At 69.3% G+C, this 20288-nt stretch carries 20 protein-coding genes; 11 read left to right on the top strand and 9 right to left on the bottom strand.

Annotated elements, in window-relative coordinates; genetic code table 11:
• Nucleotides 1–34: 34 nt before the first annotated feature.
• The 4 genes from ASV56_RS13945 to ASV56_RS13930 form a co-directional block, all read right to left on the bottom strand.
• Nucleotides 35–445: a type II toxin-antitoxin system VapC family toxin gene (locus ASV56_RS13945; protein ID WP_062562659.1), complete on the bottom strand. Its 411-nt coding sequence runs from the start codon at nucleotides 443–445 to the stop codon at nucleotides 35–37.
• Nucleotides 442–681 (bottom strand): AbrB/MazE/SpoVT family DNA-binding domain-containing protein, encoded by a 240-nt coding sequence (locus tag ASV56_RS13940; protein ID WP_018000630.1) that lies wholly within the window; start codon nucleotides 679–681, stop codon nucleotides 442–444. The genes ASV56_RS13945 and ASV56_RS13940 overlap by 4 nt, the downstream gene beginning before the upstream one ends.
• A 112-nt stretch (nucleotides 682–793) precedes the next feature.
• A complete protein-coding gene (locus ASV56_RS13935) occupies nucleotides 794–1903 on the bottom strand; it encodes a ParB/RepB/Spo0J family partition protein (protein ID WP_062562658.1) in 1110 nt (369 codons plus the stop codon).
• Nucleotides 1900–3204 carry an AAA family ATPase gene (locus ASV56_RS13930; protein ID WP_062562657.1) on the bottom strand — a complete coding sequence of 435 codons (1305 nt, stop codon included), beginning with the start codon at nucleotides 3202–3204 and terminating at the stop codon, nucleotides 1900–1902. The genes ASV56_RS13935 and ASV56_RS13930 overlap by 4 nt, the downstream gene beginning before the upstream one ends.
• A gap of 488 nt (nucleotides 3205–3692) precedes the next feature.
• Here ASV56_RS13930 and ASV56_RS13925 point away from each other — a divergent pair, with 488 nt between their 5' ends.
• Nucleotides 3693–4376 (top strand): DnaA N-terminal domain-containing protein, encoded by a 684-nt coding sequence (locus ASV56_RS13925; protein ID WP_062562656.1) that lies wholly within the window; start codon nucleotides 3693–3695, stop codon nucleotides 4374–4376.
• Between the two features lie 5 nt (nucleotides 4377–4381).
• Here ASV56_RS13925 and ASV56_RS13920 read toward each other — a convergent pair whose 3' ends face one another.
• Together ASV56_RS13920 and dld are read right to left on the bottom strand one after the other, a co-directional pair.
• Nucleotides 4382–4951 (bottom strand): 2'-5' RNA ligase family protein, encoded by a 570-nt coding sequence (locus ASV56_RS13920; protein WP_062562655.1) that lies wholly within the window; start codon nucleotides 4949–4951, stop codon nucleotides 4382–4384.
• Between the two features lie 139 nt (nucleotides 4952–5090).
• Nucleotides 5091–6800, bottom strand: coding sequence for a D-lactate dehydrogenase (dld, locus tag ASV56_RS13915; protein WP_062562654.1), 1710 nt, complete (start codon nucleotides 6798–6800; stop codon nucleotides 5091–5093).
• Between the two features lie 137 nt (nucleotides 6801–6937).
• Between dld and ASV56_RS13910 the strand changes: the two genes are divergently transcribed.
• The 6 genes from ASV56_RS13910 to ASV56_RS13885 all read left to right on the top strand — a co-directional run bounded on the left by ASV56_RS13910 (nucleotide 6938) and on the right by ASV56_RS13885 (nucleotide 12024).
• Complete coding sequence (locus ASV56_RS13910; RefSeq protein ID WP_062562653.1) at nucleotides 6938–7699, top strand: FCD domain-containing protein; 762 nt, start codon at nucleotides 6938–6940, stop codon at nucleotides 7697–7699.
• 61 nt (nucleotides 7700–7760) lie between these two features.
• Nucleotides 7761–8042 (top strand): hypothetical protein, encoded by a 282-nt coding sequence (locus ASV56_RS13905; protein WP_062562652.1) that lies wholly within the window; start codon nucleotides 7761–7763, stop codon nucleotides 8040–8042.
• Nucleotides 8043–8139: 97 nt separating this feature from the next.
• The gene (locus ASV56_RS13900) at nucleotides 8140–9513 is read left to right on the top strand and encodes a GntP family permease (protein ID WP_062562651.1); all 1374 of its coding nucleotides are present in this window, start codon (nucleotides 8140–8142) and stop codon (nucleotides 9511–9513) included.
• On the top strand, nucleotides 9510–10031 hold the full coding sequence (locus ASV56_RS13895) for a gluconokinase (protein WP_437435922.1): 522 nt from the start codon (nucleotides 9510–9512) through the stop codon (nucleotides 10029–10031). Before ASV56_RS13900 ends, ASV56_RS13895 begins: the two co-directional genes overlap by 4 nt.
• Before the next feature lie 55 nt (nucleotides 10032–10086).
• Nucleotides 10087–11025, top strand: a complete 939-nt coding sequence (locus ASV56_RS13890) for a pirin family protein (RefSeq protein WP_062562650.1) — start codon at nucleotides 10087–10089, stop codon at nucleotides 11023–11025.
• 243 nt (nucleotides 11026–11268) lie between these two features.
• A complete protein-coding gene (locus ASV56_RS13885) occupies nucleotides 11269–12024 on the top strand; it encodes a winged helix-turn-helix domain-containing protein (RefSeq protein ID WP_216635391.1) in 756 nt (251 codons plus the stop codon).
• On the opposite strand, the gene ASV56_RS13880 is transcribed toward ASV56_RS13885, so the two are convergent.
• A complete protein-coding gene (locus tag ASV56_RS13880) occupies nucleotides 12000–13115 on the bottom strand; it encodes a sensor histidine kinase (protein ID WP_062562649.1) in 1116 nt (371 codons plus the stop codon). The genes ASV56_RS13885 and ASV56_RS13880 overlap by 25 nt on opposite strands.
• A complete protein-coding gene (locus tag ASV56_RS13875) occupies nucleotides 13112–15733 on the bottom strand; it encodes an ATP-binding protein (protein ID WP_062562648.1) in 2622 nt (873 codons plus the stop codon). Before ASV56_RS13875 ends, ASV56_RS13880 begins: the two co-directional genes overlap by 4 nt.
• A gap of 229 nt (nucleotides 15734–15962) precedes the next feature.
• Here ASV56_RS13875 and fmdA point away from each other — a divergent pair, with 229 nt between their 5' ends.
• Genes fmdA through ASV56_RS13860 form a run of 3 tightly spaced genes read left to right on the top strand, consistent with a single transcriptional unit; the run spans nucleotide 15963 to nucleotide 18068 of the window.
• Nucleotides 15963–17189 carry a formamidase gene (fmdA, locus tag ASV56_RS13870; RefSeq protein ID WP_062562647.1) on the top strand — a complete coding sequence of 409 codons (1227 nt, stop codon included), beginning with the start codon at nucleotides 15963–15965 and terminating at the stop codon, nucleotides 17187–17189.
• Between the two features lie 59 nt (nucleotides 17190–17248).
• Nucleotides 17249–17761, top strand: coding sequence for an AmiS/UreI family transporter (locus ASV56_RS13865; RefSeq protein ID WP_062562646.1), 513 nt, complete (start codon nucleotides 17249–17251; stop codon nucleotides 17759–17761).
• Between the two features lie 10 nt (nucleotides 17762–17771).
• The gene (locus tag ASV56_RS13860) at nucleotides 17772–18068 is read left to right on the top strand and encodes a zinc ribbon domain-containing protein (RefSeq protein WP_062562645.1); all 297 of its coding nucleotides are present in this window, start codon (nucleotides 17772–17774) and stop codon (nucleotides 18066–18068) included.
• Here ASV56_RS13860 and ASV56_RS23975 read toward each other — a convergent pair.
• Entirely contained in the window at nucleotides 18065–18280 is a 216-nt protein-coding gene (locus ASV56_RS23975; RefSeq protein WP_172823775.1) for a hypothetical protein, read from the bottom strand. The genes ASV56_RS13860 and ASV56_RS23975 overlap by 4 nt on opposite strands.
• Nucleotides 18281–18351: 71 nt before the next feature.
• Here ASV56_RS23975 and ASV56_RS13855 point away from each other — a divergent pair, with 71 nt between their 5' ends.
• Nucleotides 18352–20193: a sigma-54-dependent Fis family transcriptional regulator gene (locus tag ASV56_RS13855; RefSeq protein ID WP_062562644.1), complete on the top strand. Its 1842-nt coding sequence runs from the start codon at nucleotides 18352–18354 to the stop codon at nucleotides 20191–20193.
• Nucleotides 20194–20288: the final 95 nt, after the last annotated feature.

Below are 20288 nucleotides of genomic sequence, written 5' to 3'. Positions count from 1 at the left end.
TAAGCCGATCCCGCGGATGACCGGAAGCCCTCATTCAGCTGTCGGGGCAGATCACCGCCACGCCGGGGAAATAGCTCTGGTAGCGGCCCCGATCCCGGGTCAGCAGCCGATAGCCCCGGATCGCGGCATGGGCGCCGATATAGAAGTCGGGCAGCGGCGCCTGCCGGCTGCCGCCGCGCCGACGATAGGCCAGATAGGCCTTGCCGGCAAGGAAAGCCGCCGGCCAAGGCAGCGGCTCGCGGTGGAACACGTCCTCGGGCAGCACGGCGTCCAGCGTCTCGATGCGGCTATGCGCGACCGAGACCTCGGCATAGATCAGCGGGTTGATGACCAGCCGCGCGCCCTGCCCCAGCATCGACAGCATCCGCGCCGACCAGCCGCCCCAGCGCGGATCGTCGGTCGCAACGTCGATCAGGATATTCGCATCCACCAGGACCGGGGTCATTCCCGGGTCAGCGCCATGATCTGGTCGGTGGACAGCCCGGTGTCGGCGCTGCCGCGCAATCCGGCCAGCGCCGTCTCCAGCCGGCGGCCGCGGCTGTCGCCCGCGCTATCGGCAGCGACCACGCGCACCACGCCATCGTCGCCGATCAGGAATTCGACCTCGGTCCCGGGCTGGAAGCCGGCGAAATCGCGGACTTCCTGCGGGATGGTAACCTGGCCCTTGATGGTGATGCGCATGGCGATTCTCCTTGGTATTACCGCCAGTATTACCACGCGCATTCCCGCCTCGCAAGCTTCCCGCGGGGAAGACGGCGCGGCCTTCCCCGTGGGGAAGGCCCGCCAAGCATGGCTAGTCGAGGCTCTCCAACATGGCGCGCACTGCCGCCTCCAGCCGCCGCCGGTCCACGGCGGTGAAGTCGCGCGGCAGCCGGATCTCCAGCCGGCCGTTTGCGGCGGTGCATTTCGCGCTGCCCTGCGGCCGCTCGATCTGGAAGGTGGTGCGCGCCTTCCCCGCGGGGACGGTCGGGGCATGGGCGCGCGGCGCGGGCTTGGCCGCATCCTCGTCGCCGCCCTGCCCCGCATAGCGGCGCAGGATCTCCAGCTCGTCCTTGATGCTGCGCGTGTCCCAGTCCTTCAGCTCGGCCCGGATCGCCGCCGCCGTGCCCGGCACCTCGTCCAGCCGCTGCGACAGCGCCAGCCCCAGCGCGCGCGGGATCTCGGGCGCATACATCAGCGTCTCGCCCAGGCTTTCCATCAGCCGGATGAAGCTGCGGATATAGCTGCGCTTCTGATAGCCGGCCGACTTGAACAGGATCGCCACCGCCTTTTCCGGGTCGTGCTCCTCGGTCATCGGGTCCATGGCGTAATGCAGGGCCAGCTGCGCCATCTCGGCAAACGAGATGTCCTTGCGCACCAGGTTCTCGTCGACCATGCGGCGATAGAGGCTCTCCAGCTCGTCGCCCCGCGCCGCGATCCCGGCCGGGATCCGGCCCCAGGCCTCGGCATCGCCGGTCTCCTCCAGCAGCTGGCGATAGGCCGACAGCCGGCGCCAGCCCTGGATCAGCTCATAGCGGCCGTCGCCCGCCGGCTCGACCCGGATCGGGTTCGACAACCCGATGTCGCGGATCGACTCGACCAGTTCGGCCAGCTCGTAATCGGCACCCGGCGCGCGGTCGCGGATCAGCTTGCGGGTGTCGATCGCGTCCAGCGGGATCATGTCGGTGATCAGCCCGGCGCGTTTCAGCCGCACATGCTCCTGCGCCAGGGCGTCGTTCTCGGCCCGGATCTGCGCCTCCAGCCGGGCACGGTCGCGCGTCGACTCGGCGGTTTCGTTGATCGCGGTCGCCATCGGACCGCGGCGCTGCTCGCGCTCATCCTTCCCCGCGGGGAAGTCGGCGGGCGGTTCCGCCGCCGGCTCGTCCGGCATGTCGATTTCAAAGACGCGACGCTTGCGGCTCATGCCTCACCCTCCAGCTTGTCCCAGGCCGCGACCAGGCGCGTCCGGAATTCCTCATAGGCCTGGTCGAAGGTGGCGCGCGCCCGGCGCCAGGTGCCGCGCGTCATCTCGCGATAGTCGATCTCGTAGATCGAGGACAGGAAGCGGCCCGACTGCTCCACCGCCCGGGTCAGCTCGATCGGATGCTCGGCCATATGCTCGCCGAACACCTGCTTGAAGGCGCCGAACATCGCCTGGTGCAGCTCGTTCGAGGGCTCATAGCGCGTCATCAGGAAACGGATGTCGGCAAAGGCCTTGGGCAGCTTGATCTTCCCCGTGGGGAAGTTGTCGAAGCCATGCGCCAGGTCCTCCAGCGCCTCGGACAACTGGCCGATGAAGCTGGTGGTTGAGTCGTATTCCCAATAGCCGGGCCCCGAGGGGATATAGAGCATGTCGGCGGCAAAGACCGCGTTCATCGACTGGTAACCGATGGCCGGCGGGCAATCGAACAGGATCAGGTCATAGGCATCGTCCGCCAGGCTATCCAGGAAGCGCGACACCGCGCCGAAGAAGGTCCATTCCGGATTCAGGTGCCGGTATTGCGCGCTGGCGAACTCGACGAAGGCGGCATTGGCGCAGCTGGGGATGATGTCGATGGTGGACCAGGCGGTCGGCTTGATGAAATCGGCCGGGCGCAGGCTGCCCAGGCCCATGGCGCGGATCGAGGTCGGCAGCTTGCGGCGGGGCAGGGCGGTCCCCGACTCGGCGCCGGCGGCGGCATTGTTCATGCGGTCCGTCTCGCGCTCCAGGTCGCGGGCCATGATGCCCCAGACGGTGTGGTCCTCGCCGACGTCGGTCAGGCCCATGGAATGGCTCAGCGTCGCCTGCGGGTCGAAGTCCACCAGCAGCACGCGATAGCCGTCCAGCGCCGCGGCATGGGCGAAATGCAGCGCCACCGTGGACTTGCCGGCGCCGCCCTTGAAGTTGGCGATGGCGGCGCGAAAGGCGCGCTTGCCCTCCGGGCGATAGGGCATCAGCGTCTTGCGGTTGATCCGCACCCGCCGGCGCAGCTCGTTGATCTCGTCAAGCGAGAACCAGCGCTGGCGGCCGTCCTCCTCGACTTCCCCGAGGGGAAGGTTCGGGTCCGCAGCTAGCTTGCCGCGAAAGGTCGACTGGTTGATGCGAAAGATCAGCTCGGCCACCTCCCAGCTCGAGAACCGCCGCAGGGTCTTCTCATTGGCCGGGCTGAAGGTCTGGCGCCGGATCCAGCCCTGCATCTTCAGCGATTGCGCCTGCAGCTTGGCGAGGTCTTCATGCGTATACATAGGATGCCTGTATTTATTAGGACGCAGATTTCGTTCCAATCCGCTTTTACGCCGGATTTGCGCTTTTGGCAAAAGTCGTTTTAACTGAAAGCGTCAAAGCTCGGAAAACCCGCGATTTCCAGCCCCTGCCGGCCGAATCGCCCAAGCCTCCGGCGCCGCGCAGCACGCCGATCCCGCGGACGAAAAGGGGGACACATCGTCCGCTTCGCCGCCCGATTGGGGGACAAAAGCCCCATATAAGGGGACGCCCAGCGAGTCCCCCTATACCGTTGATACCGTTTTTTCTTTGATGATCGGGGCTGCAATATCGCTCTGCCGGCAAAGCGCTTGACAGAATCGGGAAACAGGACGCAAATGAGCTCCAGATGGCGAAAAGCGTTTCAGACGGCAGCAGATCGTCGACGCCATCCCGGGGTCACCGTCAAAAGGCGGGGCCTCTTCGAGCAGTGAATGAAGGCATCCGGCGCCAGCCGGGGACAGGACGATCCATGCAGGTGATCCGCGCCGTCGGTCGGGAGGCCGCGGCCAAGAAATATGATTTGCTCAGCGCGATGATGGCGCATGGGCTCGCCGGCGACAAGCATCGCCAGCGGCTGATCCTGCGCCTGATGGCCCTCATCACCACCCGCTACAACTGGCAGCGCGACGAGCTGACCATCGGCCAGCGCGAGATCGCCCGGCTGTGGTGCGTCGACGAACGCACGGTGAAACGCGAAATGGCCAAGCTGCGCGCCCTCGGCTGGCTCGAGATCAAGCAGCAGGGCGCGCGCGGCCGCGTCTCGGTGCTGGGGCTGAACCTCGACCGCATCCTGCTGGACACCAAGCCGGAATGGGCCAATATCGGTCCCGATTTCGTCGCTCGCATCGGCGGCGAGAGCGCGCCTTCCGCCAGCAATGTCGTGCCGCTGCACCGCGCCGAGCCCGCCCTGCCGGTCGAGCCCGGCAGCCTCTGGGGCGAGGCCCGGGCGCGGCTCGCCGAAGAGGACCGCGCGCTGTTCGACGCCTGGTTCGCCGGCCTGGCCGAGGCGGGCGTCGCCGGCGATTGCCTGACGCTGTTCGCTCCTAGCCGGTTTCACGCCAGCTATGTCGAGACGCATCTGATCGAGCGGCTGCGCATTGCCGTGCGCCGCTGCGACGGCCGCATCGCCAAGGTGCGCGTGCTGGGGCCGTGAGCCGCTCAGGCCTCGTCCAGCCGCCAGCGGCCCAGGGGCAGGTGCGTGGTCAGGCCCTGCAGGCTGTCGATCAGCACCAATTCGTCGACATGCCAATGGATCGGCGGCACCAGCCGCAGCGATTCCGGCAGCGCCCGGCCATAGGCGGCGGTGACATGGGGGGTGACATACATTGCCGGCAAGGGCCAGCCGGAGGGCGCAAAGCGGCGGCGGATGGCACGGGCCAGCGCGTTCGGCGTCGCCTCCTGGCCCCGGGTGGTAAAGACCAGCGGCCGGCGCCGCGCCGCGCGGTTGCCGAAATTGGCGATGCGGTCGAAGGTGATGTCGAAGGCGGGAAAGCGGAAATCCTGCATCGGCCGGTTCAGGAACCCGGCCAGCGCCGCATCGACGATCTCGGCCTCGGCGACCATCTGGATGGTCATGTGCAGCACCCGGTGCCGCAAGGGCGCGGAAAAGCCGCCAAGACGCCAGACCTCGGCCATGCGCGCCGCCACCGGCTCGGGCGGCACGGCGGCGAAGAAGATCTTGTGCGCGGGACCGGCCTGCGGAAGGGGCTGCGACTTGTCCATGAACATGGCGATTCCTCTCTGGCTGGCCTTCAATATTAGAACATAACCAGAACAAACGCTAGCACTGCGCCGTGCCTTTCTTTCTTGTCCAAATATCCCGGGGGTCCGGGGGCAGCGCCCCCGGCCGCGCGCGTGCCGTCGGGAATCACGCTTCCGTCGACTGCCAATGCGCGCATTTCGCGGTCTGGCCCAGGCCCGGGTTCAGGCTGTTCGTCGGGTCGAGCCGGCGATAGAAATCCGCGAGCGCAGGCTTGGCCCGGTAGAGATGGCCGACATTGTGTTCGGCCGGGTATTCGGCGCCGCGCGCGTCCAGCAGCCGCCACATCGCATGCTCGACCGCCAGGCAGTCCTCGCCCTTCTTCACCGCGTAATCCTGGTGGAAGACGTGGCAGAAGAAATGCCCGTAATACAGCTTCCTGGCGAGCTTCGCGTCCAGTTCGGGCGGCAGCCGTTCCAGCCAGTCGCGGCTGTTGCGGGGCAGGGCGATGTCCAGCGCCACGATATCCTCGACCTCGCGGGCATGGATGGCGCGGTAGCGCACCGCGGCGCCGGCCACGGCGAAACGGTGCAGGAAGGCGGCCCGGCCCTCGTCGGCCGTGCATTCGAACATGGCGCCGCTGGCCGAGGGGAAGACCGCGCCAAGATGGTCGCGCGCCTCGGCGATGCCGGCGCCGCCCATGCGCAAGAGCAGGTGATGCTCGTAGCGGTCGCGAAAGTGGTTCATCCGCGCCGGCAGGTGCTGCGGCATCAGCGCCGCGATGCCCTGCGCCAGCCGGTCCGACAGCGTGCTGCCCAGGCCCAGCCGCTCGGTCAGCGCGTCGATCCGCGCCTTGGCGGCGAAAAGCGCGGGCATGCGGTCGGTGCCGGCATGGCGGATGAACAGGAAGGTGTCCTTGCCGTATTTCGCCGCGATATCATAGGCATCGCGGTGGATGTATTCGCCGGCGATCGGCAGGTTGGCGAAATGCGCCAGCATGTGGCGGCGCAGCGCGGTCAGCTCGCCCGGGTCGTTGCTGCCGATATAGAAGACGGCGCTGTCCGTCTCGGCCGCGAATGTATCCAGCCGCACGGCAAAGACCGCGAGCTTGCCGGCGCAGCCGGCGCTTTCGCGCAACCGGCGCGGATCGGCGTTGAAGCGGGCCGGGGTCGGGGCCGCGATGTCGCGGACATGCTCGGCATAGTCGCGGTCCGAGGCCCAGGCCTCGGTCGGCGCGGGCCGGGGCAGGTCGCCCGATTCGACGCGGGACAGGATCTGTTCCGGCGTGTCGCCCAGGTCGAGGCCCAGGTGGTTGACCAGCGCGACCGAGCCGTCGGCGCGCACCTCGGCATAAAGCGTCAGTTCGGTATAGGCCGGGCCGCGCTGGATCAGGGCGCCGCCGGAATTGTTGCAGATGCCGCCCAGCACCGAGGCGCCGATGCAGCTGGAGCCGATGACCGAATGCGGCTCGCGTCCCAGCGGGCGCAGGCGCTTTTCCAGCGCGTCGAGCGTGGCGCCGGGCAGGCACAGCACCTGCGCGCCACCGTCGATCAGGTGGATGCCCTTCAGCCGCATGACCGAGATCAGCACGATCTCGCGGTCGTAATCGTCGCCCCAGGGGGTCGAGCCGCCGGTCAGCCCGGTATTCGCGGCCTGCAGGATCACCGCCCGGCCGGCGGCGACGGCGGCGTTGAGCACGCGCCACATCTCGACCAGCGAGCCCGGGCGCACCACGCAGGCGACCGGCCCGCCGCCATAGCGGAAGCCGCGGGTGAAGCGGCGTGTGGCGCGGGCCGCGGTCAGCACATGCGCCGGCCCGACGATCTGGCGCAGCCGCTCCAGCAGGGCGGCGCGCGCGGTGTGGACGGGTGCGGTCATGGGTCTGGCTCCGGGTCGTCGCCGGTTCGTGGTAAAATCAATTGACCAGCGCCGTCAATCGGGAAAACCGATTGCACCGCGGCCGATGCCGCGGCTAGTTTGTCCTGCCGGCGCGGGGCCGGGGCAGGGGGCGCGGCATGGGCGACGAGAACCGGACGGCGGCCGAGGCTACGGCGCGCCATATCGAGGACCTGATCCTCGAAGGCTCGCTGCGGCCGGGCGATCCGCTGCTGGCCGAGCGCGAACTGGCGCTGCGGCTCAAGGTCTCGCGCCCGACGCTGCGCCAGGGGCTGAAGCTGCTGGAGCAGCGCGGCCTCTTGGTCGCGGAGGCCGGCGGCGGGCGGCGGGTGGCGCCGCTTGCGACCAGCTTCACCGATCCGCTGGTGGCGCTGATGGCCTCGCGCGCCGAGGTGGTCGAGGATTACCTGGAACTGCGCGCCACGCTGGAGGGCATGGCGGCGGGCCTGGCCGCGCGCCGCGCCAGCGACCTGGACCGCGAGACCCTGGCCGGCTGCATGCGGCGCATCGAGGCCGCCCACGATGCCGCCGACCCGCACGCCGAGGCCGAGGCGGACGTCGATCTGCATGTCGCGCTTTACGAGGCCAGCCACAATGTCGTGCTGCTGCAGATCATGCGGGCGCTGTCGGGCATGCTGCGTCGCGGCGTGTTCCACAACCGCGACACGCTCTATGCCCGGCCCGAGGTGCGCGAGGTGCTGCGGCGCCAGCACCGCGCCATCCATGACGGCGTGATGGCGCGCGACCCGCTGGCGGCCTCGGCCGCGGCCGAGGCGCATATGCGCTATACCCGCCAGGCGCTGGCCGAGATCGCCGCCGCCGAGGCGCGGCTGGATGTGTCGCTGCGCCGGATCGAGGGCGGCAGCCTGACCCCGCGCTGAGCCGCTTTGCCGGGCGCCGCTTCCATGCCATGATGGCCCTGCAATCAGGGAGGGAACGCGGATGGACAGGCTCGACGCCCGGCTCGATGCGCTCGAAGGCCGGCTGATCGCGCATCGCCGGCTGCTGGCGCAGCTTCTGGCGCTGTCGCCGCCGGGCTTGCGCGCGGCGCTGCTGGAATGGCTGGAGGATCGCGAGATCATGCCGGACGGGCAGGAAGACCCCGGCGCGCTGGACCCCGAGGGCGCGGCGCTGGAGCTGGCGCTGTCGGACGAGATGCGGCTGATCCATGGCGCCCTGACCACCGCGCAGGAGACGAGCGGGCAGGAGACAAAAACATATTAACTTTTCGCCTCGCATCGCGTATTGCGGCGAACGTTACCGCTAACATGCCGGCTGGCCGGCGCGGTGACGCAAGGGATTTTGCTTGGGAGGAGATTTGATGAACGCGGTTGAACCCGTCTATGGCACCCCGGTGCTGCTCATGATCGCGGCGGGCGCGGTCCTGCTGCTGCTGGTTCTGATCATGCGCTTCCGGCTGCATGCCTTCGTGGCGCTGGTGCTGGTCAGCCTGATTACCGCCATGATCGCCGGCATCCCGATGGGCAAGGTCATTCCGACGCTGCTCGAGGGCTTCGGCTCGACGCTGGCGACGGTGGCGCTGCTCGTGGGCTTCGGCGCCATGATCGGCCGGCTGCTGGAGGTCACCGGCGGCGCGCAGGTGCTGGCCGACCGGCTGATCAACCAGTTCGGCGCCGAGCGCGCGCCGCTGGCCCTGGGCGTGGCCTCGCTGCTGTTCGGCTTTCCGATCTTCTTCGACGCCGGGCTGGTGGTGATGCTGCCGATCATCTTCAGCGTGGCGCTGCGCTTCGGCGGCTCGGTGCTGCTTTACGCGCTGCCGGCGGCCGGGGCCTTCGCGGTCATGCATGCCTTGGTGCCGCCGCATCCCGGCCCGGTCGCGGCCGGCGACCTGCTGGGCGCCGATATCGGGCTTTTGCTGGTCGTCGGGCTGGTGGTGGCGATCCCGACCTGGTTCCTGGGCAGCTATCTGTTCAGCAAATGGGCCGGGCACCGCTTCGTGCTGCCGGTGCCCCAGATCCTGGGCGCGACCGAGGAAAAGCACGACCGCCGGCCGCCCAGTTTCGGCACGGTGCTGTTCGTGCTGCTGCTGCCGCTGGCGCTGATCTTCCTGAACACCGGGCTGAACACGCTGGCGACCATGGGTGCGATCGACGCCGATGCGGGCTGGGTCACGGTGCTGCGGCTGGTCGGCCAGACCCCGGTCGCGCTGCTGATTACCGTCATCGCCGCCATGGCGCTGCTGGGCAAGGGCCGCAGCGCGGCCGAGGTCGAGAAGCTGATGGACGGCGCCCTGGGTCCGATCTGCGCCATCATCCTGGTGACCGGCGCCGGCGGCATGTTCGGCGGCGTCTTGCGTGCCAGCGGCATCGGCCAGGCCCTGGCCGGCAGCCTCGACAGCGTCGGCATGCCGCTGATCGTCGCGGCCTTCGTGATCGCGACCGCGCTGCGGGTGGCGCAGGGCTCGGCCACGGTGGCGCTGACCACCACCGCCGGGCTGATCGCGCCCACCGTCGCCGCGACCACCGGCCTGTCCGAGCTGGACCGCTGCTTCCTGGTCATCGCCATTGCCGGCGGCGCGACCGTGCTGAGCCATTTCAACGATTCGGGCTTCTGGCTGGTCGGGCGCTTTCTGAACATGGACGAAAAGACCACGCTGAAGACCTGGACGGTGATGGAGACGCTGCTCGGCGGCATCGCCTTCGGCTTTGCCCTGCTGGGCTGGTGGCTGCTGTGAGCGCGCCGATGCATATCGTCGTCATGGGCGTGTCCGGCAGCGGGAAAAGCACCACCGGCGGCGCGCTGGCCGAAGTGCTGGGCTGGCGCTTCATCGAGGGCGACAGCTTTCACCCGCGCGCCAATGTCGAGAAGATGGCGGCCGGAACCCCCCTGACCGACGCGGACCGCGCGCCCTGGCTGCAGGCGCTGGCGGCGGAGTTCGCCCGCAACGAGGCGGCGGGAGAAAGCTCGGTCATGGGCTGTTCGGCGCTGAAGCGCAGCTATCGCGACATCCTGCGCAGCGGCGCGCCCCGGGTGCGGTTCCTGCACGTGCATGGCACGCGGGCCATCCTGGAAGAGCGGCTGGCGCATCGCGAGGGGCATTTCTTTCCGGCCAAGCTGCTCGATTCGCAGCTTGCGACGCTGGAGATGCTGGGCCCGGACGAGGACGGCGTCGTCGTGGACATGGCGCTGCCGGTCGAGGAGCAGGTGGCGCTGGCCTTGCGTCTGCTGGGGCTGACGTCGCAGGCGGCGTGATGGACCCGGCATGGCCCGCGCCGCGTTGGGCCATGTCACCACGAGGAGAGCCGAGATGAGCTGGAACCCCGCGCTTGAGCCAGGTTGCCCCGATGCGATCGGCATCGACGAGATCGAGACCCTGATCGTGCCGCGTTCGCGCGACCTGGGCGGTTTCGAGGTGCGCCGCGCGCTGCCCGCGCCGCGCCGCCAGATGGTCGGGCCGTTCATCTTTTTCGACCAGGCCGGTCCGGCCGAGTTCCTGACCGGGCAGGGCATCGACATCCGCCCGCATCCGCATATCGGGCTGGGCACCGTCACCTATCTGTATCGCGGCGATTTCCACCACCGCGACAGCATCGGCAGCGACCAGGTGATCCTGCCCGGCGCGGTGAACTGGATGGTGGCGGGCAAGGGCGTCAGCCATTCCGAGCGCACCTCGGCCGAAGGGCGGTCCGGTCCGCACAGCCTTTACGGCATCCAGACCTGGATCGCGCTGCCCGAGGACCGCGAGGACATGGACCCGTCCTTCGAGCATCACGGCAAGGACACGCTGCCCCGAATCGAGGCCGAGGGCGTCGAGGCCAGGCTGATCCTGGGCCATGCCTATGGCGAGCGGGCGCCGGTGACGCTGTATTCGGACACCTTCTATCTGGACGTGGTGCTGCAACCCGGCGCGCGCTTCCCGCTGCCGGACGATCACGAGGACCGCGGGCTTTACATCACCGAAGGCTCGGTCCGCATCGCCGGGCAGGAGTTCGAGGCCGGGCGGATGATGGTGTTCCGTCCCGGCGACCGCATCACCGTCGCCGCCGGACCCGCGGGCGCACGGCTGCTGGCGCTGGGCGGCGCGACGATGAACGGGCCGCGCTATATCTGGTGGAATTTCGTGGCCTCGTCGCGCGAGCGCATCGAGCATGCCAAGGCGGAATGGCGCGCGGCCGACTGGGGGCAGGGGCTGTTCGACCTGCCGCCGACCGACCGCGACGAATTCATCCCGCTGCCGGATCGTTAGGCCAGAAGGCGGCACAGGCGTCGAGTGCGCGGTCGCGGCTGGGCCTGCCGGTGGATGAGCAGCTGCCTGCCAGACGGTGCGAAGGCAGGACGACCCGGCGAAGTCGGGCCGGCTGAACGGGCGGAGGCTCAAACGGCTCTGCGAGGGGCTATGAAGGCCGATTTTGCTCGGCTATGTTCAGGAAATCTCCAGAACTCCCGACGCTTGAACCAGCCGCATCCATGTCCGACGGAATGCCCCGCCATGATGCCCAGCCCGACCGGCGCGCCGGTCCAGACGCCCGAGACGGAACCGCCGCAGCGCATTCTCTTCGTCGAGGATGACCGCAAGCTCAGTGCTTTCCTGTGCCGCTATTTCGCCGAACAGGGCTACCTGGTCGAGGCGGCGCATGACGGGGCGGCGATGCGGCGGGCGTTGTCGGACAGGGGATTCGACTTGGTGGTGCTGGATGTCGGCCTGCCGGGGCGCGAGGACGGCTATGCCCTGGCCCGCGAGCTGAAGAAGCAGCGCGACATCGGCATCCTGTTTCTCTCGGCCCGGCAGGAGGCGCTGGACCGCATCGTCGGGCTGGAGATCGGCGCCGACGACTTCCTGGTCAAGCCCTTCGAGCCGCGCGAGCTTCTGGCCCGCATCCGCGCCATCCTGCGCCGCCTGCCCGCAGCCGCGAGCCAGTCGCGGGACGGCACGGTGCGCCGGATCGGCTTCGATGGCTGGCTGCTGGATCTTGACGCCCGCGTGCTGCGGGACGTGCAGGGCAGGGTGCAGAACCTGACCACGCAGGAGTTCAACCTGCTCAGCGTGCTGGCGCAGCGGCCCGGCCGGGTGCTGAGCCGGGACCAGCTGCTGGACCTGACCGTCAGCCGCAACTGGGCGCCCTATGACCGCTCGGTCGACGTGATGATCGGCAAGATCCGCCGCAAGATCGGCGATGTCGGACCCGAGCCGCGCCGGATCCGCACCATCCGCGGCGCCGGCTACATGTTCTCGCCCGAGCCCTGATCCGGCGCGGGGCCGGGGCGCAGGCAGGGCAGGTCCAGCACCGCCCGCGCGCCGCCGGTCTCGGCATTGCCGATGCGGAAATCGCCGCCGCTGACCAGCGCCAGCTGCTGGATCATCGACAGGCCCAGCCCGGTCCCCTCGGGCTTGGTGGTGAAAAGCGGCTCTAGCGCATGGTCGAGCCCGCCGGCGTCGAAGCCCGGCCCGTCGTCCTCGACCGTCAGCCGCGCGTAATCGCCGCCGCGCCAGACATGGCGCAGCGCGATCCGCGCCCGGCCCCGGCCCTCGGTCGCATCGCGCGCGTTGATCAGCAGGTTGACCAGCGCGGTGCCGATCTGGCCCGCATCGACCGGCGCCAGCAGCGGGTGGTCGGGCAGGTCGCATTCGATCCGCATCCCGGCGCAAAGCGTGCGCGCCAGCATGGAGGCGGTGGTCCGGACCGGCAGGCGCAGGTCCCTGGGCTCGGGCGACAGGGCCGGCTGGCGGGCGAAGCCCATCAGCCGGGTGACCAGATCGCCCGCCGTCACGGCGGCGTCCAGCGCATCGCCGGCATAGGGTTTCAGCCCGTCCTGCGCCGGCAGCCGTTCGGCGATCACCGCCAGATTGGCCCGGATGACGGCCAGCATGTTCTTGAAATCATGCGACAGGCCGGCGGCCAGCTGCGAGGTCGCCTCGATCTGGCGCATCAGCGCCAGTTCGCGCTCGGCCCGCGCCTTGGCCGCGCGCAGCTCGACCAGCTGGAAACAGCGCTCCAGCGCCCCCATCAGCTCGTCCAGGAAGAAGGGCTTGCGCAGATAGTCGTAGGCGCCCGCCTTCAGCGCGGCGACGGCGCTGTCCACCGAGGCATAGGCGGTCATGATCACCATGACCAGGCCGGGATGGCGGGCGTGCAGCCGCGCGGCAAGCTCGGTCCCGTCCTCGTGCCGCAGCCGGATGTCGATCAGCACCACCTCGACCGGCTCGGTCTCGAGGAGCGCAAAGGCCGAGGCCCCGTCCGGCGCGATGCGGCATTCCACGCCCTCGAGCGCCAGCGCGCGCGAGGTCGAGACGGCGAAGTCGCTGTCGTCGTCCAGGATCAGCAGCCGCCGGGTCATGGCGGCTCGGCAATGCTCAGGCGCATGACCGTGCCCTCGGGGCCGGTGCGCGCGATCCAGGCGTCGCCGCCATGCAGTTCGGCGACGCGGCGCACCAGCGACAGGCCCAGCCCCACGCCGGAATCCTTGGTGGTGACCAGCGGGTCGAAGGCGCGGGCGCGGATCTCGGGCGCGAGGCCGGGGCCGTTGTCCTCGATCTCGACGATGCTGCGGCCCCCGTCGCGAAAGGCGCGCAGGATCACCCGGGGCACCCGGCCGGGCACCGATTCCGCCGCCTGCCAGCCGTTCTCGATCAGGTTGCGGATGGCGAATTGTAGCCGCGCCGGGTCGCAGCGCAGGCGCATCCCCTCGGGCACCTCCAGCGTGACATGGGGCGCGGCCGGATGTTCGGCCACCAGGGCCGAAAGCCAGTCGCGCAGATCGACCGGCACCGTCTCATGCGCGCCCTGGCGGGCGAAATCCAGCAGGATGTCGATGATCCGGCTGCAACGGGCGATGTTGCGGCGGATGCGCTGCACGTCCTCTTCGGCATCGGGGCCCAGGCCGGGGCTGCGCGACAGCACCTCGACCGAGCTGGTGATGGTGCCCAGGGGGTTGCGCAGTTCGTGGCTGATCGTGGCCGCGACCTCGCCCACCGCGGCAAGGCGCTGGCGGATGGCAAGCTCGCGCTGGGTCGAGCCCAGCCGGCGCAGCGCGTCGATCAGATCCTCCTCGGTCAGGCGGCGGCGCTCGTTCGCCATCACCGCCCAGAAGGCCAGCAGGGCCAGCAGCGGTGCCGAGCCCAGGAAGACATGCGCCACGACCTGCATGTCGCGCAGGCTGGCCGACAGGTGCCGCGCGAGCAGGTAGAGCATCCCGAGCCCGGCCATCAGCAGCGCGAAGACCGCCGCGACCTGCCAGGTCCGCCGGCCCAGCCGCGGCGGCATGCGGTGCAGCCGCAGGGCAGGCGCGGCGGGATCGACCGCGCCCGGCGTGCGGCCGCGCTTGCAGAAGTCGCGGCAATGCGGCTCGAGGCTGCAGCAGAGCGAGCAGATCGGCCGTTCGTAGAAGGTGCAATAGGCCATGTCGCGCGTCTCGTAGCCATGGCTGCAGATGGCGCAGTCGCAGCGGCTGCGGCGGCGGAAGACATGCGGTTCGCGCGCGATGAAGCCGCGGCCCTGCCGCATCAGGCCCAGGCCGGTCGCCGCGACCAGCGACAGGGCAAAGGCGATGGGCGCCGACCAGGCCTGCGCCATCGGCCCGCCAAGGCCGGCGTAAAGCGCCAGCCCCGCCAGCGCCCCCAACGCCATGCCGCCGCAGCCGACCGGGTTGAAATCCGGCAGATGCGCGCGCCGGAACTCGATCCGCGCCGGGCTCAGCCCCAGCGGCTTCAGCACCGCCAGGTCGGCGAAGATCGCCCCCAGCCAGGCCAGCGCCAGGTTGGCATAGATCGCCAGCACCGCCTCGAGCGTGGCAAACACCCCCATCAGCATCAGCGCGCAGCTGATCGCGACATGGATCAGCAGCCAGATCAGCCGCCCGGGATGATAGCGCGCCACGCGCAGGAAGAAATTCGACTGCGCCAGCGAGCCGGCATAGGCGTTGGTGACGTTGATCTTGACCTGCGCAAGCAGGATATAGGCCGTCGCCACCAGCAGCGCCATGCGCGGCCCGAACAGGTATTCGTAGGCGTGCCAGAACATGCCGATGGGCTCGACCGCGAATTCCGGCGCCATGCCGTCGCCGATGGCCAGCCAGACCAGGAAGCTGCCCATCAGCACCTTGGCGCCGCCGATCAGGATCCAGCCCGGCCCGGCCAGGATCAGCGCGCCCCACCAGCGCAGCCGCGTTGTGGCCTCGCGCGGGGGCAGGAAGCGCAGATAGTCCACCTGTTCGCCGATCTGCAGCGTCAGGGCGCAGAGCACGCCGATGGCGCCGCCCAGCGACAGCAGGCTGAAGGCGGGACCGGGCGCGGCCAGCCAGCGCGCCGCCGCATCGGGCTCGGCCCAGGCGATGGCGGCAAAGGGCAGCAGGGCCAGCACGATCCAGGGCAGCTGCGTCGCCACCTGGAAGCGCGAGATCGCGGTCATCCCGCGCGAGGCCACCGGCAGGATCGCCAAGGCCGACAGCAGATAGCCCAAGGGCAGCGGCAGGCCGAAGCAGACCAGCAGCGCCTGGCCGATGATCACCCCCTCGAGCGCAAAGAAGATGACGGTATAGGTGGCATAGATCAACGAGGTGATGGCCGAGCCGATATAGCCGAAGCCCGCGCCCCGGGTCAGCAGGTCCATGTCCACGTTGGCGCGCGCCACGTGATAGGCGATGGGCAGGCTGGTGACGAAGATGAAGGCCGAGGCGATCAGCACCGCCACCACCGTCACATGCACGCCCCAGGACAGGGTCAGCGCCGCCCCGATCGCCTCGAGCGCCAGGAACGAGATGCCCCCCAGCGCGGTATGGGTGATGGTGGCGGGGCTCCAGCGCCGGTGGCTGGCGGGGGCGTAGCGCAGCGCGTAATCCTCGATGGTCTCGTCCGCGACCCAGGACTGATAGCTGCGCGGCGCGGGCTCCAGGCCGGGAAAGCCGCTTGCGTCCCGCGGCGGCAGGTCGGCTTCCGCGATGGCGCTGTGCCTGTTCATCGCTCCCTCCGGGGCCGCTCCTCCTGCGGCCGCCGCCGCCAGCCTAGCGGGCTTTGCCCGGGCTGGGAATTGCCCTTGCCTGCATGGCGCCGCGAAACCCCGCGCCGCGCAAGCGCCGGTTACAAGAAATTACATTTCCCCGGCTTGCGGCATGCATGGCGATTACATGCCCGACCCAGGCTGGCGGCGGGACCGGCCTGCCCGCCGGCCCGCAAGGAGGGAGGAGAACATGTCGAAAACCGTATTCAAGGTGGATCTCAACACGGCCCCCGAACAGGCCACGCAAAAGCCGCACAACCGCTGGCATCCCGACATCCCGATGGTCGAGACCTTCAAGCCCGGCGAGGTGCTGCGCGTCGAATGCTACGACTGGACCGGCGGCCAGATCGGCAACAACGACAGCGCCAACGACATCCGCGACGTGGACCTGACGCGGGTGCATTACCTGTCCGGTCCCTTCGGCTTCGAGGGCGCCGAGCCGGGCGACCTGCTGGTGGTCGACATTCTCGACATCGGCGCGCTGCCCGAGTCGCGCTGGGGCTTCAACGGGCTCTTCGCCAAGGAGAACGGCGGCGGCTTCCTGACCGAACATTACCCGCAGGCCACCAAGTCGATCTGGGATTTCGAGGGCATCTATACCACCTCGCGCCATATCCCAGGCGTGCGCTATCCCGGCCTGATCCATCCCGGCCTGATCGGCTGCCTGCCCGACCACAAGCTGCTGGCCGAGGCGAACCGGCGCGAGGCGGCGCTGATCGCCACCGATCCGAACCGCGTCCCGCCGCTGGCCGCACCACCCCATGCCGCGACCGCGCTGATGGGGCAGATGACCGGCAGCGCCGCGCAAAGCGCCGCCGAGGAGGCCTGGCGCACCGTGCCGCCGCGCGAACATGGCGGCAATTGCGACATCAAGAACCTGTCGCGCGGCTCCAAGGTCTATTTCCCCGTCTATGTAAAGGGCGGCGGGCTTTCGATGGGCGACATCCATTTCAGCCAGGGCGACGGCGAGATCACCTTCTGCGGCGCCATCGAGATGGCCGGCTGGATCGAGATCAAGGTCGAGATCATCAAGGGCGGCATGGCGAAATACGGCGTCATCAACCCGATCTTCCGGCCCTCGCCCATCGACCCGCATTTCGACGACTACCTGATTTTCGAGGGCATCTCGGTCGACGAGCACACGGGCGAGCAATATTATCTCGACGCCCATGTCGCCTATCGCCGGGCCTGCCTCAACGCCATCGAATACCTGAAGAAATTCGGCTATTCGGGCGAGCAGGGCTACATGATCCTGGGCACCGCCCCGGTCGAGGGCCGCATCGCCGGCATCGTCGACATCCCCAATGTCTGCGCGACGCTGGCGATCCCGACCGGCATCTTCGACTTCGACATCCGGCCCAATGGCGACGGGCCGAAACGCTCGGTCCCGGACATTCCGGTCGCCAAGACCAGCTGAGGCCACGCGCCCGCGTCCCGGCTTTCGGGGCGCGCGGCTTCACCAGGGAGGAGAGGTCCATGCTGCTTGGTTTTCTATTGTTCTACGTGGGCGCGGTGCTGTTTCTCAACGGGCTGTGGCTCATGGGCCGGATCGAGGATCGCGAGATCGTGGTGATCAACCTGGTCTCGGGCCTGGTCGCCGCGGGCGTGGTGGTGCAGGGCGCCTTCGGTGCGGGGGCGGACCTGCAGACGGTCCGGGCGGCGGCGCTGACGCTGATGTTCAGCACCACCTATTTCTGGGTCGCCCACAACCGCGTCGTTGCGGTCGATGGCCGGGGCCTGGGCTGGTTCAGCCTGTTCGTGGCCATCACCACGGTTCCGGTCTTTCTGCGCGCGCTCGCCGCCGCCGGCTCGCCGACCGAGCTTTGGCTGGCGGGCAACTGGCTGGTCTGGGGCGTGCTCTGGTTCATGTATTTCCTGCTGCTGGCGCTGGGACGGCCGATCCTGCGCGCCACCGCCTGGGTGACGCTGCTGGCCGGGATCGTGACCGGCTGGCTGCCGGGTTTCCTGCTGCTCGACGGATTGATGTGAGGGTCATGCCATGCCGATCTATGATTTCGCCTGCGCCGAACACGGCCTTTTCACCGAGCGCATGAGCTATGAGGCCAGCCTGGCCGGCGCGCCCTGTCCGCATTGCGGCGCGCCCGCCGCGGTGCTGCCGGCCCTGCCGCTGATCAGCACGCTTTCGAGCGGGCTGCGCCGGGCCGAGCACCGCGCCGAGGCGAGCTCTGCCGAGCCGCGCGTGGTCAAGCGCGGCCACCTGCCGAGCTGCGGCTGCAACCTGTGCAAGAAGAAGGCGCCGCCCACCTCGCGGCGCTGGATGCTGGGGCAATGCTAGCGCAGGCGATTCATGGCCGCGATAGGAGCAATGATCATGCGATCCGGTCTGGCGCTGGAGAAAGGCACGACCGCGCCGCTGGTGCTGAAAACTGGTGCGCCGCCGGATTGTTCGATGCCGTTGCCCGGCGACTGGATGACCGCGGTGCCCTCTGTGGCGCTTGGGGAAATACAGGGGCGGTCGGCGGGATGATGCTTGCCCGGCGACCGCACGATTCCGATCCGTTTCTTGACATGAGAGGTCCGAGGTTGCCTTATATTCCCCACCTCACAAGAGGCCGGACATGGCTGAGAGCATCCAGAAGGAGGACTGGGAACGCTTTCGCGCCTTGGGGAGCGTGCCCCCAAGCATTCGCGAAATCGTGCTCAGGTCTTGGGTCAGATCACGGGACAGCGTCGGGCTGAGGGGGCTGAAGCGCGCGCCTTCGGTCGCGGAGGACGAATTGCGCGCCATCCGGCTGCGCAACGACCGGCTGCGGCGGGCGGCGCGGGATGCGGTGGCGCGGGCGGGCTACATGCTGGACGGCGCCGGGGCGATGCTGCTGCTTTGCGACCGGTCGGGCATGGTCTTGGACGCCACCGGCGACGCCTATGTCCGGTCCCGCGGCGCGGAAAACCACCTGCATCCGGGCGGGCGCTGGGACGAGCGCGCCATCGGCACCAATGCGATCGGCACCGCGCTGCATCTGGGCCAGCCCGTCAGCATCGCCGGGGTCGAGCATTTCTGCGAAGAGATCCAGCGCTGGTCCTGTGCCGCGGCTCCGGTTCGCGACCCCATGACCAACCATATCCTGGGCGCGGTCGATATCTCGGCGCCTTCGGATGAAAACCTGCGCCAGGGTGCGGCGCTGTCGGTCAGCCTGGCCATGCAGATCGAGGAGGCGCTGCGTCTGCTGGGCCTGCAGGAGCACCAGATCCTGATCGACCGCCTGCTGGCGCGGCGCGGGCGCGGCGGCGAGGAACTGCTGCTTCTGGATCGCTACGGCAACCGGGTCTGGGCCAGCGAGAACTTCGCCCGCATCGAAGAGCGCATCAGCGCCGGCGGGCGCGTGCTGGATGAGCTTGCCGCCAGCCCCGCCCCGGGCGATGAAAGCGACCCTCGCGCGCTGGCCGGGCGGATGCGCGAGGCGCTGCCCGAGGCCGACGTGAACCTGATCTCGGAAAACGGCGAGGCCCTGGGGCTGATGCTGGCCTTTGCCAGCCAGCGTCCGCGCCAGGCCGCGGCGCAGGCCGGGCTTGCCGCCATCGCCGAAACCGGCCCGGCGCTGGCCGCGATCTGCGCCGAGGCGCTGGAGCTGGTGAAAAGCGGGGTGCCCCTGCTGATCAAGGGCGCAGTCGGCAGCGGCAAGGAAACCCTGGCCCGCGCGCTGCATGCCGCGGGTCCGCTGGCGCAACTGCCGCTGGAGGTGGTGGATTGCAGCCTGCTGGATGCCGAGGGCCTGCGCGCAGCGCAGGGCGGTCTTGCCGGTGCGGCGGGCGGCATGCTGGCCCGGCTGGCCGAAACCGGCGGCACGCTGGTTCTGGACGAGCCGGCCGAGACGCCGCTCGGGGTGCAGGCGCTGCTGGCCCAGGCGCTGGCACATCTGGGCCGCGAATCCGGGGTGCCGGTGCAGTTCATCAGCCTGTCCTCGGTCCCGCTGTCCGAGCGCCTGGCGTCCGGCGCGCTGCGGGCGGATCTGCATTTCCGCCTGTCCGGCGCCGTCCTGCGCCTGCCGGCCTTGGCCGAGCGCCGGGCCGATCTGGAGCCGCTGGCAAGGCGGTTCTCGGACCTGTATTCGGACCGGCGCAAGGGCAGCGTCCTGCGCTTTACCCCCGCCGCCATGCTGCGCCTGCAGACCCATGGCTGGCCGGGAAACCTGCGCGAATTGCGCAATCTGATCGAGGCGCTGTCGGCCACCTCCTTCAGCCGGCTGATCGACGTGGCCGACCTGCCGCAGGCCATCGCGCAGGGGCCGGGCAAGGCGCGCGACGACACCCTGCGCGATCGCGAGCGGGCCGAGATCCTGGATGCCCTGGCGCAATGCGGCGGCAACATGACCGAGACGGCGCGGCGGCTGGGGATCTCGCGCTCGACGCTGTATCTCAAGCTGGAACAATACGGCGTGCCGCGCAGCCGTCGCGGCTGAGCCTTCCGCGCTGCGGCGCTGCGTCCGCAGCATGTCCGACGCACTGTCCGAAAACCGGACAACACGGGTCCCGGCCGGCACGACATCCTGACCCT

Origin of the sequence: Paracoccus aminovorans, from assembly GCF_001546115.1 — a bacterium.
Classification (GTDB): domain Bacteria; phylum Pseudomonadota; class Alphaproteobacteria; order Rhodobacterales; family Rhodobacteraceae; genus Paracoccus; species Paracoccus aminovorans_B.
This window is presented reverse-complemented; position numbering and strand designations above follow the sequence as displayed.

Bases quoted from the DNA above. Each gene is read 5' to 3' on its own strand.
- ASV56_RS13945 (WP_062562659.1), bottom strand. From the start codon at position 445: ATGACCCCGGTCCTGGTGGATGCGAATATCCTGATCGACGTTGCGACC.
- ASV56_RS13940 (WP_018000630.1), bottom strand. From the start codon at position 681: ATGCGCATCACCATCAAGGGCCAGGTTACCATCCCGCAGGAAGTCCGC.
- ASV56_RS13935 (WP_062562658.1), bottom strand. From the start codon at position 1,903: ATGAGCCGCAAGCGTCGCGTCTTTGAAATCGACATGCCGGACGAGCCG.
- ASV56_RS13930 (WP_062562657.1), bottom strand. From the start codon at position 3,204: ATGTATACGCATGAAGACCTCGCCAAGCTGCAGGCGCAATCGCTGAAG.
- ASV56_RS13925 (WP_062562656.1), top strand. From the start codon at position 3,693: ATGCAGGTGATCCGCGCCGTCGGTCGGGAGGCCGCGGCCAAGAAATAT.
- ASV56_RS13920 (WP_062562655.1), bottom strand. From the start codon at position 4,951: ATGTTCATGGACAAGTCGCAGCCCCTTCCGCAGGCCGGTCCCGCGCAC.
- dld (WP_062562654.1), bottom strand. From the start codon at position 6,800: ATGACCGCACCCGTCCACACCGCGCGCGCCGCCCTGCTGGAGCGGCTG.
- ASV56_RS13910 (WP_062562653.1), top strand. From the start codon at position 6,938: ATGGGCGACGAGAACCGGACGGCGGCCGAGGCTACGGCGCGCCATATC.
- ASV56_RS13905 (WP_062562652.1), top strand. From the start codon at position 7,761: ATGGACAGGCTCGACGCCCGGCTCGATGCGCTCGAAGGCCGGCTGATC.
- ASV56_RS13900 (WP_062562651.1), top strand. From the start codon at position 8,140: ATGAACGCGGTTGAACCCGTCTATGGCACCCCGGTGCTGCTCATGATC.
- ASV56_RS13890 (WP_062562650.1), top strand. From the start codon at position 10,087: ATGAGCTGGAACCCCGCGCTTGAGCCAGGTTGCCCCGATGCGATCGGC.
- ASV56_RS13885 (WP_216635391.1), top strand. From the start codon at position 11,269: ATGATGCCCAGCCCGACCGGCGCGCCGGTCCAGACGCCCGAGACGGAA.
- ASV56_RS13880 (WP_062562649.1), bottom strand. From the start codon at position 13,115: ATGACCCGGCGGCTGCTGATCCTGGACGACGACAGCGACTTCGCCGTC.
- ASV56_RS13875 (WP_062562648.1), bottom strand. From the start codon at position 15,733: ATGAACAGGCACAGCGCCATCGCGGAAGCCGACCTGCCGCCGCGGGAC.
- fmdA (WP_062562647.1), top strand. From the start codon at position 15,963: ATGTCGAAAACCGTATTCAAGGTGGATCTCAACACGGCCCCCGAACAG.
- ASV56_RS13865 (WP_062562646.1), top strand. From the start codon at position 17,249: ATGCTGCTTGGTTTTCTATTGTTCTACGTGGGCGCGGTGCTGTTTCTC.
- ASV56_RS13860 (WP_062562645.1), top strand. From the start codon at position 17,772: ATGCCGATCTATGATTTCGCCTGCGCCGAACACGGCCTTTTCACCGAG.
- ASV56_RS13855 (WP_062562644.1), top strand. From the start codon at position 18,352: ATGGCTGAGAGCATCCAGAAGGAGGACTGGGAACGCTTTCGCGCCTTG.